Source organism: Streptomyces sp. HUAS 15-9 (assembly GCF_025642155.1).
Lineage (GTDB): Bacteria > Actinomycetota > Actinomycetes > Streptomycetales > Streptomycetaceae > Streptomyces.
Genome location: NZ_CP106798.1, coordinates 4,368,112 through 4,384,253, shown reverse-complemented (window position 1 = coordinate 4,384,253; position 16,142 = coordinate 4,368,112). Strand labels below are relative to the sequence as shown.

The following is a 16,142-nucleotide window of genomic DNA, read 5'->3' as shown; positions in this document are numbered from 1 at the left end:
GGACCCTCACAGCCCTGGCAGGAGCGTTCTCGGTCGAGCGCCCGTCTCAGCGCTCGACGTCGCCGCGGATGAACTTCTCGACGTTCTCGCGGGCCTCGTCGTCGAAGTACTGGACCGGCGGGGACTTCATGAAGTACGAGGACGCGGAGAGGATCGGGCCGCCGATCCCGCGGTCCTTGGCGATCTTCGCGGCACGCAGAGCGTCGATGATGACACCCGCGGAGTTCGGGGAGTCCCAGACCTCGAGCTTGTACTCCAGGTTCAGCGGGACGTCACCGAAGGCACGGCCCTCGAGGCGGACGTACGCCCACTTGCGGTCGTCGAGCCAGGCCACGTAGTCGGACGGGCCGATGTGGACGTTCTTCTCGCCGAGCTCCCGGTCGGGGATCTGGGAGGTGACGGCCTGCGTCTTGGAGATCTTCTTGGACTCCAGGCGCTCGCGCTCGAGCATGTTCTTGAAGTCCATGTTGCCGCCGACGTTCAGCTGCATCGTGCGGTCCAGGACGACACCCCGGTCCTCGAACAGCTTCGCCATGACGCGGTGCGTGATGGTGGCGCCGACCTGCGACTTGATGTCGTCACCGACGATCGGGACGCCCGCCTCGGTGAACTTGTCCGCCCACTCCTTGGTGCCGGCGATGAAGACCGGGAGGGCGTTGACGAAGGCGACCTTGGCGTCGATGGCGCACTGGGCGTAGAACTTCGCCGCGTCCTCGGAACCGACGGGCAGGTAGCAGACGAGAACGTCGACCTGCTTGTCCTTCAGGATCTGGACGACGTCGACCGGCTCGGCCTCGGACTCCTCGATGGTCAGGCGGTAGTACTTGCCGAGACCGTCGAGGGTGTGGCCGCGCTGGACGGTGACACCGGTGTTGGGCACGTCGCAGATCTTGATGGTGTTGTTCTCGGAGGCGCCGATGGCGTCCGCGAGGTCGAGGCCGACCTTCTTCGCGTCGACGTCGAAGGCGGCGACGAACTCCACGTCACGGACGTGGTACTCGCCGAACTGCACGTGCATCAGGCCGGGGACCTTCGACGCCGGGTCGGCGTCCTTGTAGTACTCGACTCCCTGCACCAGCGACGCGGCGCAGTTGCCCACGCCGACGATGGCTACGCGAACCGAACCCATTCCGGTTGCTCCCTGTGTGTACGAGTGAGGCCCTGCGTGGGCTTCACGTGGCGGTGTCGTCGGGCGTATCCGTCCCGGGGGTGTCCCCGGGACGGGGCAGGCCGCCCGTCGCTCCAAATGATGTGTCCTGCTGAGCGGGCCCCCCGGACGCGGAACCCCTGAGGTCCCGCCCGGCCCGCTCGCTCTCGATGAGCTCGTTCAGCCAGCGCACTTCGCGCTCCACGGACTCCATCCCGTGGCGCTGGAGCTCAAGCGTGTAGTCGTCGAGTCGCTCCCGGGTACGGGCCAGCGAGGCGCGCATCTTCTCCAGGCGCTCCTCAAGCCGACTGCGACGGCCCTCCAGTACGCGCATGCGCACGTCGCGTGACGTCTGTCCGAAGAACGCGAACCGGGCGGCGAAGTGCTCGTCCTCATACGCGTCGGGGCCGGTCTGCGAGAGCAGCTCCTCGAAGTGCTCCTTACCTTCCGCCGTCAACCGGTAGACGATCTTGGCACGGCGTCCCGCGAGGGGAGCGGCCAGGGCGTCCTCGTGGGTGCTGCCCGGCTCCTCGATCAACCAGCCGTTGGCGACCAGCGTCTTGAGGCAGGGATAGAGCGTCCCGTAGCTGAACGCACGGAACACACCCAATGACGTGTTGAGTCGTTTGCGCAGCTCGTAGCCATGCATCGGAGACTCGCGGAGCAGGCCGAGTACGGCGAACTCGAGGATGCCGGAACGCCGGCTCATCGTCGCCTCCTCTCGTCCTTATCTCTCGCTGATGTATCGACTCGATACATCAGCACGATAGAACGGCCTTCCGCATGCGACAAGAGGGGGGGCGGTGAACGGGATCACATCACCGATTCGCAGGAGGCAAGTTGCCTGATTTGTGATGAATATCCGTAAAAGCAGGTTTTGGCGGTGCGTAGTCTGTGCGGCATGCACACCGCCGGGAACCAAGTGACGTCTGGGGAGCGTCCACGTCCTCGGTGCAGTACGGGTGAATGCAAAACCGACCACATCCGTACTTCGGGGGGACCGGAAACCAGCCGCCTTTTCCAGGCGCGCAAGGGTGCGCCTGCCCGAGGAGTAGTCGTTCGATGAGCGAGCACCGTCGCAAACCGCCGCCGCCGCAGGGAGGCGGACGTGCCGCGGCCCGACGCGGCCAGTCCGGCTCGTCCTCCGGCCGCCGCGCGGCACCGCGAGGCGCCACCGGGTCCCCTTCCGACTCCTATGGGTCCGGTGCCTATGGGGCCAGAGCCGAGGAGCGCCCCTACGGCAGCCGTGCCGAGGCCCGTCGGGCGGCGCAGAGAAGCACGGGAGGCCGCCGCAGAGCGGTCGACGAGGGTCCGGGTGGCCGACGCGGCGGCCCGGGCGGGCCGGGGCGCGGAAGAGGCCGTCCGATGCCCGCCAAGAAGCGGTTCATCGACTACCCGCGCTACGACAAGGACGGGTGGCACCGCTGGGTGCCCTCCTGGAAGCTCGTCTCCGGGATGTTCATCGGCTTCGTCGGCAGCCTGGTGGCCATGGTCGGCGTCGGCTACGCGATGGTCTCCATCCCCAATGAGAACGACGCGGCCAAGTCCCAGAACAACGTCTACTACTGGGCCGACGGCTCGCAGATGGTCGCCACCGGCACGGGCGCGAACCGGCAGAACGTCACGATCGACCAGATCCCCGACGCCATGCAGTGGGCGGTGATCTCGGCCGAGAACAAGAGCTTCTACCAGGACTCGGGCGTCGACCCCATGGGCATCGCCCGCGCCCTGGCCAACATGGCCAGCGGTGGTCAGACGCAGGGTGGCTCGACGATCACCCAGCAGTTCGTCAAGAACACCTACCTGAGCCAGGACCAGACGCTGTCCAGGAAGTTCAAGGAGATGTTCATCTCCATCAAGGTGGGCACGAAGCTCTCCAAGCAGCAGATCCTGCAGGGCTATCTGAACACCTCGTACTACGGTCGTGGCGCGTACGGCATCCAGGCGGCCGCGCGCACCTACTTCGACGTGGACGCGGTCAAACTCCAGCCGAGTCAGTGCGCCTTCCTCGCCGCGCTGCTCAAGGGCCCGACGTACTACGACCCGGCCGGAAACTCGGACATCGACCCCGCGGCGAACCCCGACGCGAACCGCAAGCGCTCCGAGGCGCGCTGGAGCTGGATTCTCGGCGAGATGCACAAGGACAAGCACATCACCGACCAGCAGTACCAGGAAGCCATCAAGTCGTATCCGAAGCCTCAGGGCCGCAAGGCGACCAAGGGCATGACCGGCCAGATCAGCTACCTGGCCGACACGGCGAAGAAGTACGTCCTGGCGCACTCCGACATCTCGGAGAAGGAATTCGACCAGGGCGGCTACCAGATCTACACGACGTTCAAGAAGGACAAGGTCGACGCCCTGAGCGCGGCCGTCAAGAAGATCGAGAAGCAGCGGCTCGACCCGAAGACGCGCGAGAAGGACAAGTACGTCCAGTTCGGTGCGGCCTCGGTGGTGCCCAATGACGGCGCGATCGTCGCGCTGTACGGCGGTGCGGGTTACGAACACAACCATTTCACCAACAACGCCGACACCTCGGGTGTCCCCGTCGGTTCGACATGGAAGCCGTTCGTCCTCGCGGCGGCCATGCAGTACGGCACGTACAAGACGAACCCCCAGGGAATCTCGCCGCTGAGCAAGTACAACGGCAATGACCACCTCAAGGTCAGGCAGCAGGACGGCTCCTATGTGCTGAACAAGGACAACTCGGTCTTCTACCAGAACAACGAGAGCGACCACCGCTGGGGCTACATCACCCTGCGCAAGGCGATGGAGCAGTCCATCAACACGCCGTTCGTGCAGCTCGGCGTGGACGTGGGAATGACGCACGTACGAGACGTCGCCAAGGCCGCCGGCATCCTGCCCCAGAGCATGTCGCAGAACCTCAACCCGTCGTTCGCCATCGGTACCTCGACCCCCAGTGCGGTCCGCATGGCCGACGCCTACGCGACCTTCGCCGCCTCCGGCAGGCAGACGGACCCGTACTCGGTGACCAAGGTCAAGAAGAACGGGCGGGACACGGGGAGCTTCACCAAGCCGAAGTCCTCGCAGGCGATGCCGTCGGACATCGCGAACAACGTCACCGACGTGCTGCAGAACGTCATCCAGAACGGTACGGGTCAGAACGCCAAGGCCCTGGGCCGTACGGCGGCGGGCAAGACCGGTACCACCGACAGCAACAAGTCGGCCTGGTTCGTCGGCTACACCCGGCAGCTGTCGACGTCGGTCGCCATGTTCCGCGAGAACCCGAAGGACCACGAACTGCTCTCCATGAACGGCACGGCCGGTGTCGCGTCCATCCACGGTGGTGACATTCCGACCTTGGTGTGGACCGAGTACATGAAGGAAGCACTGAAGAACGCCAGCGACCCCGGCTTCCCGGAGGCCACCAAGATCGGCGAGGTCGCGGACGAGGCGGGCGCTCCCTCCCCGACCCCGTCGGTCACCATCACTCCGAGCGAGACCCCGAGCGAGACGCCCAGCGAGACGCCCAGCGAGACGGCCACCCTGCCGTCCCCCTCCGCGACCGAGACCTGCAGGTTCAAGTTCAACTGCGGCACCACCACTGGCGGGGCCACCGGCGGCACGGACGGTGGGGTGACCACATCGCCGACTCCCACGGACACGTCGGGTACCGGCAGTACCAGAGGCAACGGCAACGGAGGGTTCTTCGGAGGGTCGACAGGCTAGTCGGTGAAACGTCCGGTTGGTGATCATTTCGCCCGCCGAGGGTGTTTCACGTGAAACACGGGGCCGCCGTACCTCACGAGGTGCGGCGGCCTTCGGCGTACTGCTGGACACGTACGGCAGGATGTGCCCCATGCCCAGTGCAGAAACGACGCCCACGAGCGTGCACGAGCCGGATCCGGTGCGGCCGACCAGGGAGGACGAGGTCGCCGCGGCCGGCAGTGAGCTGATCGGCGGCCCCGTCGGGCGGTACGCCCTGCTCGGAACGACCTGGTGGACCCCGGTACGGGTCGTGGTGCTGGTGGCGATCGGCATGTTCGCCCTCGGCCTGGTCCAGAAGGCGCCCTGCTACGACGGCGCCTGGTTCTTCGGCGCCAGTTCGCAGTACACGCACGCCTGCTACTCGGACATCCCGCACCTCTACCAGGGGCGCGGCTTCGCCGACGGGCTCGTGCCGTACTTCGACAAGCTCCAGGGCGACATGGAGTACCTGGAGTACCCGGTCCTGACCGGAGTGTTCATGGAGGTGGCCGCCTGGCTCACCCCCGGCAGCGGCAGCCTCCAGCACCAGGAGCAGGTGTACTGGTTCGTCAACGCCGGGATGCTGATGGTGTGCGCCGCCGTCATCGCCGTCTGCGTGAGCCGTACGCACGCCCGGCGCCCCTGGGACGGCCTGCTGGTCGCCCTGGCGCCCGCCTTCGCGCTCACCGCCACCATCAACTGGGACCTGCTGGCGGTCGCTCTGACGGCCGCGGCGATGCTGATGTGGTCGCGGGGCCGCTCCTTCGCGTTCGGCGTCCTGCTGGGGCTCGCCACGGCCGCCAAGCTCTATCCCGTCCTGCTGCTCGGCGCGCTGCTCGTGCTGTGCTGGCGCGCGGGCAAGTGGCGGGACTTCGGCGTGGCCCTGGGCGGGGCGACGGTCGCCTGGCTGGCCGTGAACCTGCCGGTGATGGCGTTCGCCTTCGAGGGCTGGTCGAAGTTCTACACGTTCAGCCAGGAGCGGGGGGTCGACTTCGGCTCCTTCTGGCTGATCTGGGCCCAGAACTCGACCAGCCCGCCCAGCACCGACACGGTCAACACGCTCGCCACTCTGCTGATGCTGCTGTGCTGCGCGGGAATCGCGGTGCTCACCTTCACCGCTCCGCGCCGCCCGCGCTTCGCCCAGCTCGCCTTCCTGATCGTGGCGGCCTTCATCCTGACCAACAAGGTCTACTCGCCGCAGTACGTGCTGTGGCTGGTGCCGCTGGCCGCACTGGCCCGGCCCAAGTGGCGTGACTTCCTGATCTGGCAGGCGTGCGAGGTGGCGTACTTCCTCGGGATCTGGATGTACCTGGCGTACACGACCAGCGGAGACGCCCACAAGGGACTGCCGACCCATGGATACCAATGGGCGATCGCGGTGCATCTGCTGGGCACGCTGTACCTGTGCGCCGTGGTCGTACGGGACATCCTCATGCCGGAGCGGGACGTGGTGCGCCGCGCCGGTGACGACGACCCCTCGGGCGGCGTGCTCGACGGCGCGCCGGACGTCTTCGTGCTCGGCGCCGCGGCCCATCCCCCGCGGCACGCCGCCCATTTCGACGCTCCTCAGGTGGGGTGGGGCAGCCCGGAGGCGGAACCTCCGCCAGGTCGTTCGCTCTGAGCGAACAGGTCCCGGACGCCCGCGTCACGCGGGGGCGGCGGGCACGGAAAAGGCCGTACACGGAACTCCCGTGTACGGCCTTTCGGCTGTTCGTGGGCCGCTCACCGGTCCACGAGCCGGTCGAACTGCGTGGTGGTGTGCCGCAGATGGGCCACCAGCTCCTCACCGACCTTCGGCTCGGACGCGTCCGCCGGCACGAACAGGATCGACACCTGCATGTGCGGCGGCTCGGCGAACCAGCGCTGCTTGCCGTCCCAGACGAACGGAGAAAGGTTCCGGTTCACGGTCGCCAGGCCGGCCCGTGCGACGCCCTTGGCGCGCGGCATGACGCCGTGCAGCGCCTTCGGGGCCTCCAGGCCCACCCCGTGCGACGTACCGCCTGCCACGACCACCAGGAAGCCGTCGGAGGCCGCCTTCTGCTGGCGGTAGCCGAACCGGTCCCCCTTGGCGACGCGCGTGACGTCCAGGACCGCCCCGCGGTACTCGGTGGCCTCGTGGTCCCCCAGCCACAGCCGCGTGCCGATCCGGGCGCGGAAGCGGGTCTGCGGGAACTGCTGCTGGAGCCGGGCGAGTTCGTCGGCCTTGAGGTGGCTGACGAACATCGTGTGCAGCGGCAGCCGGGCCGCGCGCAACCGGTCCATCCAGCCGATGACCTCCTCGACGGCGTCCGAGCCGTCGGTGCGGTCCAGCGGCAGATGGATGGCGAAGCCCTCCAGCCGGATGTTCTCGATGGCGGAGTGCAGCTGCGGCAGGTCCTGCTCGCTGATGCCGTGCCGCTTCATCGTGGACATCACCTCGATGACCACACGGGCGCCCACGAGGCCGTACACGCCGTCGATGGACGACACCGAGCGGATGACCCGGTCGGGCAGCGGTACGGGCTCCTCGCCCCGCCGGTACGGCGTCAGCACCAGCAGGTCACCGCCGAACCAGTCCTTTATGCGCGCGGCCTCGTACGTCGTACCGACGGCGAGGATGTCCGAGCCCAGGCGTGTGGCCTCCTCGGCCAGGCGTTCGTGCCCGAAGCCGTAGCCGTTGCCCTTGCAGACCGGGACGAGCCCCGGGAACTGCTCCTGCACGTGCTTGTGGTGCGCACGCCAGCGCGCGGTGTCGACGTAGAGCGTGAGCGCCATGGCCGGACCTGGAACCTTTCTCGTGGCTGCGGGGTGTCAGAGGTATGGAAGCACCGAACGGGACATCAGCGACGTGACATGTAGATGTCGAGAGCCTTGTGGAGCAGCTTGTTCAGCGGGAAGTCCCATTCGCCGAGGTATTCGGCGGCCTGCCCGCCGGTGCCCACCTTGAACTGGATCAGGCCGAAGAGGTGGTCGGTCTCGTCCAGCGAGTCGGAGATGCCGCGCAGGTCGTAGACCGTCGCGCCGAGCGCGTAGGCGTCGCGCAGCATCCGCCACTGCATCGCGTTCGACGGCCGGACCTCACGGCCGATGTTGTCGGAGGCGCCGTAGGAGTACCAGACGTGCCCGCCGACGATCAGCATGGTCGCCGCGGAGAGGTTCACGCCGTTGTGGCGGGCGAAGTAGAGCCGCATGCGGTTGGGGTCCTCGCTGTTGAGGGCCGTCCACATGCGCTGGAAGTACGACAGCGGGCGGGGCCGGAAGTGGTCGCGCACGGCCGTGATCTCGTACAGCCGCTGCCACTCCTCGAGGTCCTGGTAGCCACCCTGGACGACCTCGACGCCGGCCTTCTCCGCCTTCTTGATGTTGCGGCGCCACAGCTGGTTGAAGTTCTTGTGGACCTCTTCCAGGGAGCGGTTGGCCAGCGGCACCTGGTAGACGTAACGCGGCTGGACGTCCCCGAAGCCGGCCCCGCCGTCCTCGCCCTGCTGCCAGCCCATACGGCGCAGCTTGTCGGCCACCTCGAAAGCGCGCGGCTCGATGAAGTCGGCCTCGATGTCACGCAGGCGCTTCACGTCCGGGTCCTGGATGCCCTGCTTGATGGAAGGGGCCTCCCAGCGCCGGATGATCACCGGCGGGCCCATCTTCACGGAGAAGGCGCCCTGCTGCTTGAGGTGGGCCAGCATCGGCTGGATCCAGTCGTCCAGATTCGGCGCGAACCAGTTGATGACCGGCCCCTCGGGAAGGTAGGCGAGGTAGCGCTTGATCTTGGGCAGCTGGCGGTAGAGGACCAGACCCGTGCCGACCATCTCGCCGGTGCGGTCGTCGAACCAGCCGAGGCTCTCGGACCGCCACTCCGCCTTGACATCGGCCCAGGCCGGGACCTGCATGTGGCTCGCCGCCGGCAGGCTCTGGATGTATGCCAGATGCTGTTCGCGGCTGATGGTCCTCAGGGTCAGGCTCATGTCGGGGGCGCTCCTCGGGCTGGTGTGTCTCCCCATGGGTACAGGGGCTCCGGCTCTCGCGCCGAAGCCTACTGCGCCTTGCGGGCGCCCCGACTGGGCGCACGGGTCCTTCGCCCCGGCCTGTCGCGCGCCGAGGGTGGTCAGGGATGTTCTACGGATGTTCGAGGAACGGCGTCCGGACGGTCATCCGAGCCCGCCGAACAGTCCGCCGTGCGCCATTCCCAGGTAGAAACCGACGGCCGAGGCACCGAGACCCAGGATCAGACCGAGGCGCTCACGTGTGGTCTCCGAGATCCACTGGCCGTAGGCGCCGGTGATGATCCCCACCAGGCCCGTCCAGGAGCTGATCAGGTGGAGGTTGTCGAACATCGCCGTGACGAAGGACGTCACACCCAGGACCAGCGTCACCACGGTCAGCGCGTCCTGGAGGGGATGAGGTTTGCCGTCCGTCGCGAGGAAGGATCCGGCGGTGTTGGGTCGCAATACCTGCTGTGCCATGGGGCACCTCCTGCGGAAGGCGGCGCATCGTAGCGCCATACACACCCGACGTGTACAGATTGGCGGTCCCCCCGGCCGGATTTCAACCGGAAGCCGGTGTGCGGGTACTCTGTACCGTCTGCACCGGTGTCTGCCCAGGCCACCGCGGAGGCTCCCGGCGGGAGCCTCCGATTGTCAGTGGCGGCTGTTTTACTGACAGACACTGTTGCGTACGCATCACAACCCTCCTGCCACGGAACGACCGTGGCCGCTGAGTCCAAAGGAGGTGGGTTCCACATGCGTCACTACGAGGTGATGGTCATCCTCGACCCCGATCTGGAGGAGCGCGCTGTCGCCCCCCTGATCGAGAACTTCCTCTCCGTCGTCCGTGAGGGCAACGGCAAGGTGGAGAAGGTCGACACCTGGGGCCGTCGTCGTCTCGCGTACGAGATCAAGAAGAAGCCCGAGGGCATCTACTCGGTCATCGACCTGCAGGCCGAGCCTGCGGTCGTCAAGGAGCTCGACCGCCAGATGAACCTGAACGAGTCGGTCCTCCGGACCAAGGTCCTCCGCCCCGAGACCCACTGAGCCCTCCCGCTCAGCTGATCTCGGAATTCGAGTAGCAGCAACCAAGCAGCCAGAGCAAACCCGCCGAGAGGTTCCCCATGGCAGGCGAGACCGTCATCACGGTCGTCGGCAATCTTGTCGACGACCCCGAGCTGCGCTTCACCCCGTCCGGTGCGGCGGTCGCGAAGTTCCGCGTCGCGTCCACTCCCCGCACCTTCGACCGTCAGACGAACGAGTGGAAGGACGGCGAAAGCCTCTTCCTGACCTGCTCGGTCTGGCGTCAGGCGGCGGAGAACGTCGCCGAGTCGCTCCAGCGAGGCATGCGCGTCATCGTGCAGGGCCGACTGAAGCAGCGGTCCTACGAGGACCGTGAGGGCGTCAAGCGCACGGTCTACGAACTGGACGTCGAGGAAGTCGGCGCCAGCCTGCGCAACGCCACGGCCAAGGTCACCAAGACCTCCGGTGGCGCTCGCGGTGGCCAGGGCGGTTACGGCGGCGGTGGCGGCCAGAGTGGCGGCGGCTGGGGTGGAAACTCCGGCGGCGGCCAGCAGGGCGGCGGCGCTCCTGCCGACGACCCGTGGGCGACCGGCGCTCCCGCCGGTGGCAGCCAGGGTGGCGGCGGCTGGGGTGGAAACTCCGGCGGCGGCGGTGGCGGCTACTCGGACGAGCCCCCCTTCTAGGTCTTCGGACCGAGGGCGGGTCGTACCCAAACTTCTTGATCACACAGGAGAAACACCATGGCGAAGCCGCCTGTGCGCAAGCCGAAGAAGAAGGTCTGCGCTTTCTGCAAGGACAAGGTCACGTACGTGGACTACAAGGACACGAACATGCTGCGGAAGTTCATTTCCGACCGCGGCAAGATCCGTGCCCGCCGCGTGACCGGCAACTGCACGCAGCACCAGCGTGACGTCGCCACGGCCGTCAAGAACAGCCGTGAGATGGCGCTGCTGCCCTACACGTCCACCGCGCGATAAGGGAAGGGTGACCGACACATGAAGATCATCCTCACCCACGAGGTCTCCGGCCTCGGCGCCGCCGGCGACGTCGTCGACGTCAAGGACGGTTACGCTCGCAACTACCTCATCCCGCGGAAGTTCGCTATCCGCTGGACCAAGGGTGGCGAGCAGGACGTGGCGCAGATCCGCCGCGCCCGCAAGATCCACGAGATCCAGACCATCGAGCAGGCCAACGCTGTGAAGGCCCAGCTCGAGGGTGTCAAGGTCCGTCTGGCCGTCCGCTCCGGCGACGCCGGTCGTCTCTTCGGTTCCGTCACCCCGGCCGACATCGCTTCCGCGATCAAGGCTTCCGGTGGCCCCGAGGTCGACAAGCGCCGCATCGAGCTCGGCGCGCCGATCAAGACGCTGGGCGCGCACGAGACGTCCGTGCGTCTGCACCCCGAGGTTGCCGCCAAGGTCAGCATCGAGGTCGTCGCGGCGTGACGCTGCGCTCAGCTTGATCAGCTGAGAGGGGCCGCCTCCTACGGGGCGGCCCCTCTTCCTTCGCGTGCGGTGTCGGCACGGCTGCGTGCCGGGCGCTGCATGTTTCACGTGAAACGGTCAGCGCGTCGCACCCGTCACGATCCACCGGCCCGAACGGGCGCGCAGCCAGAGGGTCAGCATCCTGACCGTCATCATGAGCGTCATGGCCGCCCAGAGTGCGGTGAGGCCACCGCCCAGCGCGGGGACGAGCAGCGCGGCCGGGGTGAACACCGCCAAGGTCACCACCATGGCCCAGGCCAGATAGGGCCCGTCCCCGGCGCCCATCAGGACACCGTCCAGGACGAAGACGATCCCGCAGACGGGCTGGGAGAGGGCCACCATCAGCAGTGCGGGCAGCGCCGCGCCCTTCACCACGGAGTCGCTGGTGAACAACGGGAGGAACAGCGGCCGGGCGGCCACCACGAGCAGGCCCAGTACGACACCGGTGGTGATGCCCCACTGGACCATGCGGCGGGACGCCTCTCGGGCGCCCTGGGCGTCATCGGCGCCGAGACAGCGCCCGATGATGGCCTGACCCGCGATCGCGATGGCGTCGAGAGCGAAGGCCAGCAGGCTCCACAGGGACAGGATGATCTGGTGGGCGGCCATGTCGGCGTCACTGAGGCGGGCCGCGACGGCCGTGGCGATCATAAGAATCGCCCGCAGCGACAGCGTACGGACGAGCAAGGGGGCACCGGCCTGTGCGGAGGCTCTGATGCCCGCGGCATCGGGGCGCAGGGACGCTCCGTGCTTACGGGCGCCCCGGACCACCACGGCGAGATAGACCATCGCCATGCCGCACTGGGCGATGACGGTTCCCCAGGCGGAGCCGGCGATGCCGAGTCCGACGCCGTAGACGAGTCCGACGTTGAGGACGGCATTGGCGACGAAGCCCGCGACGGCGACATACAGCGGGGTCCGGGTGTCCTGGAGCCCGCGCAGCACCCCGGTCGAGGCGAGCACGACCAGCATCGCGGGGATGCCCAGGGCCGAGATGCGCAGATAGGTCGTCGCGTAGGGAGCGGCGGTGTGCGATGCGCCGAAGAGGGACACGAGACCGGGCGCCAGGGGCAGGACGGCGGCGATGACTGCGGCTCCGAGCAGGAGCGCCAGCCAGATGCCGTCCATGCCCTGGCGTATGGCCGCCTGGAGGTCGCCCGCGCCGACGCGGCGCGCGACGGCGGCCGTGGTGGCGTAGGCGAGGAAGACGAAGACGCTCACGGCGGTTGTGAGGAGGGCCGAGGCCACACCGAGGCCGGCGAGCTGGGCGGTGCCGAGATGGCCGACGATCGCACTGTCGGCCATGACGAACAGCGGCTCGGCGACGAGTGCGCCGAAGGCCGGGACGGCCAGCGCGACGATCTCGCGGTCGTGCCGCCGTCGGGTGGGCCTGGGGGTCGCGGGAGCCAGTGGCATGGGCACTAATCTAATCGTCCACAGGTAAGAGGTGCAAATGCTTTCCAGTCCTTACCTCCCGTCTGACGTCGCGTAGGCTCGCGCACCGTTCGAACCGATCTTGATCCGACCGGAGAAGTTTTTCTTCTGCACAGCCGGTGGACGACAACCTTGCAGGTCAGAGCGATTTCTCTAGGGGGATCGAGGGCTTGTTCACAGGGCTGTCCACCGGGTCGTGCACAGGTTTTGCCAGTTTCTCCACAGCATCCGGGCCGTCGTCCACATGGCCTGTGGATAACCAGATTGGCTGACGGTGCCGACAGGCCTAACGTGGTCCGGCGCCCGCTCGGTCCGCCGACCTCGGAAACGTCACAAATCCGACGCGACGGAACCGGAGTTGGGCCTCTCAACTGTCAGTGTCGTGCCGTAGAAATGAGGGGCACGGCGAGGTCCGCTGGGCGGACGGGAGGAGGTGGCTCGGTGAGCATTTCCGAGCCCTTGGACGACCCGTGGGCCGACAGCGGTCCCAGTGATCGTCTGCCGGCCTCCCGTCGGCGCGGGGACGGCGGCCGGAGCCGTGACGAGCAGCACGACCGGGGCCGGGAGAACGGCGAGTGGGACGGCGGCGGCTCGGCCTTCGAGCGGGTGCCGCCACAGGATCTCGACGCCGAGCAGTCCGTCCTCGGCGGCATGCTGCTGTCCAAGGACGCCATCGCGGACGTCGTCGAGGTCCTCAAGGGCCATGACTTCTACAAGCCCGCCCACGAGACGATCTACACCGCGATCCTCGACGTCTATGCCAAGGGCGAGCCGGCCGACCCCATCACGATCGCCGCCGAACTCACCAAGCGCGGCGAGATCAACAAGGTCGGCGGCGCCTCGTATCTGCACACGCTCGTCCAGACCGTGCCGACGGCGGCCAACGCCGAGTACTACGCGGAGATCGTCCACGAGCGGGCCGTACTGCGCCGCCTGGTCGAGGCCGGCACTCGCATCACCCAGATGGGATACGCGGCCGACGACGATGTCGACGAGATCGTCAACCGCGCCCAGGCCGAGATCTACGCCGTCACCGAGCAGCGCACCAGCGAGGACTACCTGCCCCTCGGCGACATCATGGAGGGTGCCCTCGACGAGATCGAGGCCATCGGCTCGCGCAGCGGTGAGATGACCGGTGTGCCCACCGGCTTCACGGACTTCGACTCGCTGACGAACGGGCTGCACCCGGGCCAGATGATCGTCATCGCGGCCCGCCCCGCCATGGGTAAGTCGACGCTCGCGCTGGACTTCGCCCGAGCCGCCTCGATCAAGCACAACCTGCCGAGCGTCATCTTCTCGCTCGAAATGGGCCGCAACGAGATCGCGATGCGTCTGCTGTCCGCCGAGGCCCGTGTCGCCCTGCACCACATGCGCTCGGGCACCATGACCGACGAGGACTGGACACGACTGGCCCGCCGTATGCCGGACGTCTCCGCGGCCCCCCTCTACATCGACGACTCCCCGAACCTGTCGATGATGGAGATCCGCGCCAAGTGCCGCCGTCTGAAACAGCGCAACGACCTCAAACTCGTCGTCATCGACTACCTCCAGCTGATGCAGTCCGGCGGCTCCAAGCGTGCCGAGAGCCGTCAGCAGGAGGTCTCGGACATGTCCCGTAACCTCAAGCTCCTCGCCAAGGAGCTGGAGGTCCCGGTCATCGCGCTCTCCCAGCTGAACCGTGGCCCCGAACAGCGCACCGACAAGAAGCCGATGGTCTCCGACCTGCGTGAGTCCGGCTCCATCGAGCAGGACGCCGACATGGTCATCCTGCTGCACCGCGAGGACGCGTACGAGAAGGAGTCCCCGCGCGCGGGCGAGGCCGACCTGATCGTCGCCAAGCACCGTAACGGCCCGACCGCGACGATCACGGTGGCCTTCCAGGGTCACTACTCGCGGTTCGTCGACATGGCCCAGACCTGAGAAATGAACTCGACGCACAGCGCCGCACCGGATGGACTGGGCTCATGACGACATCGCAGGAAGAGCTGCTCCCCGGTACGCGACGAGCGCTGCTGCACCGGATCGCCGAGGCACAGGCGGAAGGGCGGGCGCCGTCGCTGGTGGCGGCTGTGGTGAGGGACGGCAGGGCCGTGTGGCACGGTGCGCGGACCTCGGTGGACGGGCACGCCCCGGACGAGAACGTGCAGTACCGGATCGGCTCGATCACCAAGACCTTCACCGCCGTCCTCGTGCTGCGGCTGCGCGACGAGGGACTGCTCGACCTCGGTGACCCCCTCGAGAAGCATCTGCCGGGCACCGGCGTGGGGGAGGCCACCGTGGCCGAACTGCTCGCCCACACCGGCGGGCTGGCCGCGGAGTCGCCCGGGCCGTGGTGGGAGCGCACACCCGGGTCGCTGCGCCCCGAACTCGCCGACGTGCTCGGTGAGCAGCCCTTCCTGCACCCCGTCGGCCGCCGTCACCACTACTCGAACCCCGGCTACACGCTGCTGGGCGCGCTGGTGGAGGAGCTGAGGGGCGCTCCCTGGGAGGACGTCCTGCGGCGCGAGATCCTCGAACCTCTGGGCCTGAGCCGGACAAGTGTGCAGCCCCAGGCGCCGTATGCGGGTGGCTGGGCCGTGCATCCGTGGGCCGATGTGCTGCTTCCTGAGCCCGCCGAGGATCTCGGGAGAATGGCTCCGGCTGGACAGCTCTGGTCCACCTCGGGCGACCTGGCGCGGTTCGCCGCCTTCCTGGCCGCGGGGGACGACCGGGTGCTGAGCGCCGAGTCCGTACGGGAGATGCGTATGCCGGCCGCACCCGCCGAGGCCGCGGATGTGGCGGACGGCGCCGCCTACGGACTCGGCCTGCAGATCCAGCACCGCCACGGGCGGCTGCTGGTGGGGCACTCGGGTTCGCTGCCGGGCTTCCTGGCGAACCTCATGATCAGCGTGGCGGACGATGTCGCGGCCGTGGTGCTGGCGAACTGCACCTCCGGCCCGGTGCTGTCCGCGGTGGGTGCCGATCTCGTCCGCATCGTCGCCGAGGCCGAGCCACGGATCCCGGAGCCGTGGCGGCCGTTGAGAGAAGCCGACCCGTCCGTGGTGGAGTTGGCGGGCCAGTGGTACTGGGGCACGCAGGCCTTCGCCCTGCGGGTGACGGCTGATGGGCTCATTTCGCTCGGGCCGCTGTCCGACAACGGCCGACGGTCACGCTTCCGGGCCAACGGCGACGGCACTTGGACGGGCCTGGAGGGCTACTACGCCGGAGAGCTTCTGCGGCCCCTACGGCGCCCGGACGGGGCGGAGAGCCATCTCGACCTCGGGTCGTTCGTGTTCACGCGGCAGCCGTACGAGGAGGGGGCTCCGGTGCCCGGTGGGGTGGATCCGGAGGGGTGGCGCGGGATCGGCTAGAGAGTCCCGTACAGGAGGTGGCCTGTTTCACGTGAAACAGGCC

Annotated in this window: 14 protein-coding genes; 8 read left to right on the top strand and 6 right to left on the bottom strand. The window is 67.9% G+C overall.

The window, feature by feature from the left end; translation table 11 throughout:
• Nucleotides 1-46: 46 nt before the first annotated feature.
• Nucleotides 47-1,129 (bottom strand): inositol-3-phosphate synthase, encoded by a 1,083-nt coding sequence (locus N8I87_RS20275; protein ID WP_263210587.1) that lies wholly within the window; start codon nt 1,127-1,129, stop codon nt 47-49.
• Between the two features lie 43 nt (nt 1,130-1,172).
• Nucleotides 1,173-1,856 carry a PadR family transcriptional regulator gene (locus N8I87_RS20270; RefSeq protein ID WP_263210586.1) on the bottom strand — a complete coding sequence of 228 codons (684 nt, stop codon included), beginning with the start codon at nt 1,854-1,856 and terminating at the stop codon, nt 1,173-1,175.
• A 353-nt stretch (nt 1,857-2,209) separates the two neighbouring features.
• Between N8I87_RS20270 and N8I87_RS20265 the strand changes: the two genes are divergently transcribed.
• On the top strand, nt 2,210-4,834 hold the full coding sequence (locus tag N8I87_RS20265) for a transglycosylase domain-containing protein (RefSeq protein WP_411577256.1): 2,625 nt from the start codon (nt 2,210-2,212) through the stop codon (nt 4,832-4,834).
• A gap of 130 nt (nt 4,835-4,964) precedes the next feature.
• Nucleotides 4,965-6,473 carry a glycosyltransferase family 87 protein gene (locus N8I87_RS20260; RefSeq protein WP_263210585.1) on the top strand — a complete coding sequence of 503 codons (1,509 nt, stop codon included), beginning with the start codon at nt 4,965-4,967 and terminating at the stop codon, nt 6,471-6,473.
• A 101-nt stretch (nt 6,474-6,574) separates the two neighbouring features.
• Here N8I87_RS20260 and N8I87_RS20255 read toward each other — a convergent pair whose 3' ends face one another.
• The 3 genes from N8I87_RS20255 to N8I87_RS20245 form a co-directional block, all read right to left on the bottom strand.
• On the bottom strand, nt 6,575-7,606 hold the full coding sequence (locus N8I87_RS20255; RefSeq protein ID WP_263210584.1) for an alanine racemase: 1,032 nt from the start codon (nt 7,604-7,606) through the stop codon (nt 6,575-6,577).
• A 65-nt stretch (nt 7,607-7,671) separates the two neighbouring features.
• Complete coding sequence (gene femX / locus N8I87_RS20250) at nt 7,672-8,793, bottom strand: peptidoglycan bridge formation glycyltransferase FemX (RefSeq protein WP_263210583.1); 1,122 nt, start codon at nt 8,791-8,793, stop codon at nt 7,672-7,674.
• Between the two features lie 183 nt (nt 8,794-8,976).
• Complete coding sequence (locus N8I87_RS20245; RefSeq protein WP_263210582.1) at nt 8,977-9,291, bottom strand: hypothetical protein; 315 nt, start codon at nt 9,289-9,291, stop codon at nt 8,977-8,979.
• 276 nt (nt 9,292-9,567) lie between these two features.
• On the opposite strand from N8I87_RS20245, the gene rpsF reads away from it, so the two are divergent.
• The 4 genes from rpsF (at nt 9,568) to rplI (ending at nt 11,276) form a co-directional block, all read left to right on the top strand.
• A complete protein-coding gene (gene rpsF, locus N8I87_RS20240) occupies nt 9,568-9,858 on the top strand; it encodes a 30S ribosomal protein S6 (RefSeq protein WP_003956532.1) in 291 nt (96 codons plus the stop codon).
• Between the two features lie 77 nt (nt 9,859-9,935).
• On the top strand, nt 9,936-10,517 hold the full coding sequence (locus N8I87_RS20235; RefSeq protein ID WP_263210580.1) for a single-stranded DNA-binding protein: 582 nt from the start codon (nt 9,936-9,938) through the stop codon (nt 10,515-10,517).
• Between the two features lie 57 nt (nt 10,518-10,574).
• Nucleotides 10,575-10,811, top strand: a complete 237-nt coding sequence (gene rpsR / locus N8I87_RS20230; protein ID WP_003949403.1) for a 30S ribosomal protein S18 — start codon at nt 10,575-10,577, stop codon at nt 10,809-10,811.
• 18 nt (nt 10,812-10,829) lie between these two features.
• The gene (gene rplI / locus N8I87_RS20225; RefSeq protein ID WP_263210579.1) at nt 10,830-11,276 is read left to right on the top strand and encodes a 50S ribosomal protein L9; all 447 of its coding nucleotides are present in this window, start codon (nt 10,830-10,832) and stop codon (nt 11,274-11,276) included.
• A gap of 117 nt (nt 11,277-11,393) precedes the next feature.
• Here the strand turns inward: rplI and N8I87_RS20220 are convergent, their stop codons facing one another.
• Complete coding sequence (locus N8I87_RS20220) at nt 11,394-12,731, bottom strand: MATE family efflux transporter (RefSeq protein ID WP_263210578.1); 1,338 nt, start codon at nt 12,729-12,731, stop codon at nt 11,394-11,396.
• 459 nt (nt 12,732-13,190) lie between these two features.
• Here N8I87_RS20220 and dnaB point away from each other — a divergent pair, with 459 nt between their 5' ends.
• Complete coding sequence (gene dnaB / locus N8I87_RS20215) at nt 13,191-14,669, top strand: replicative DNA helicase (RefSeq protein ID WP_263210576.1); 1,479 nt, start codon at nt 13,191-13,193, stop codon at nt 14,667-14,669.
• A 44-nt stretch (nt 14,670-14,713) separates the two neighbouring features.
• Entirely contained in the window at nt 14,714-16,099 is a 1,386-nt protein-coding gene (locus tag N8I87_RS20210) for a serine hydrolase domain-containing protein (protein WP_263210575.1), read from the top strand.
• The last annotated feature ends 43 nt before the right edge of the window (nt 16,100-16,142 follow it).

Bases quoted from the DNA above. Each gene is read 5' to 3' on its own strand.
- N8I87_RS20220 (WP_263210578.1), bottom strand. From the start codon at position 12,731: ATGCCACTGGCTCCCGCGACCCCCAGGCCCACCCGACGGCGGCACGAC.
- rpsF (WP_003956532.1), top strand. From the start codon at position 9,568: ATGCGTCACTACGAGGTGATGGTCATCCTCGACCCCGATCTGGAGGAG.
- femX (WP_263210583.1), bottom strand. From the start codon at position 8,793: ATGAGCCTGACCCTGAGGACCATCAGCCGCGAACAGCATCTGGCATAC.
- N8I87_RS20245 (WP_263210582.1), bottom strand. From the start codon at position 9,291: ATGGCACAGCAGGTATTGCGACCCAACACCGCCGGATCCTTCCTCGCG.
- N8I87_RS20210 (WP_263210575.1), top strand. From the start codon at position 14,714: ATGACGACATCGCAGGAAGAGCTGCTCCCCGGTACGCGACGAGCGCTG.
- N8I87_RS20255 (WP_263210584.1), bottom strand. From the start codon at position 7,606: ATGGCGCTCACGCTCTACGTCGACACCGCGCGCTGGCGTGCGCACCAC.
- rplI (WP_263210579.1), top strand. From the start codon at position 10,830: ATGAAGATCATCCTCACCCACGAGGTCTCCGGCCTCGGCGCCGCCGGC.
- N8I87_RS20270 (WP_263210586.1), bottom strand. From the start codon at position 1,856: ATGAGCCGGCGTTCCGGCATCCTCGAGTTCGCCGTACTCGGCCTGCTC.
- N8I87_RS20260 (WP_263210585.1), top strand. From the start codon at position 4,965: ATGCCCAGTGCAGAAACGACGCCCACGAGCGTGCACGAGCCGGATCCG.
- N8I87_RS20275 (WP_263210587.1), bottom strand. From the start codon at position 1,129: ATGGGTTCGGTTCGCGTAGCCATCGTCGGCGTGGGCAACTGCGCCGCG.
- N8I87_RS20265 (WP_411577256.1), top strand. From the start codon at position 2,210: ATGAGCGAGCACCGTCGCAAACCGCCGCCGCCGCAGGGAGGCGGACGT.
- N8I87_RS20235 (WP_263210580.1), top strand. From the start codon at position 9,936: ATGGCAGGCGAGACCGTCATCACGGTCGTCGGCAATCTTGTCGACGAC.
- rpsR (WP_003949403.1), top strand. From the start codon at position 10,575: ATGGCGAAGCCGCCTGTGCGCAAGCCGAAGAAGAAGGTCTGCGCTTTC.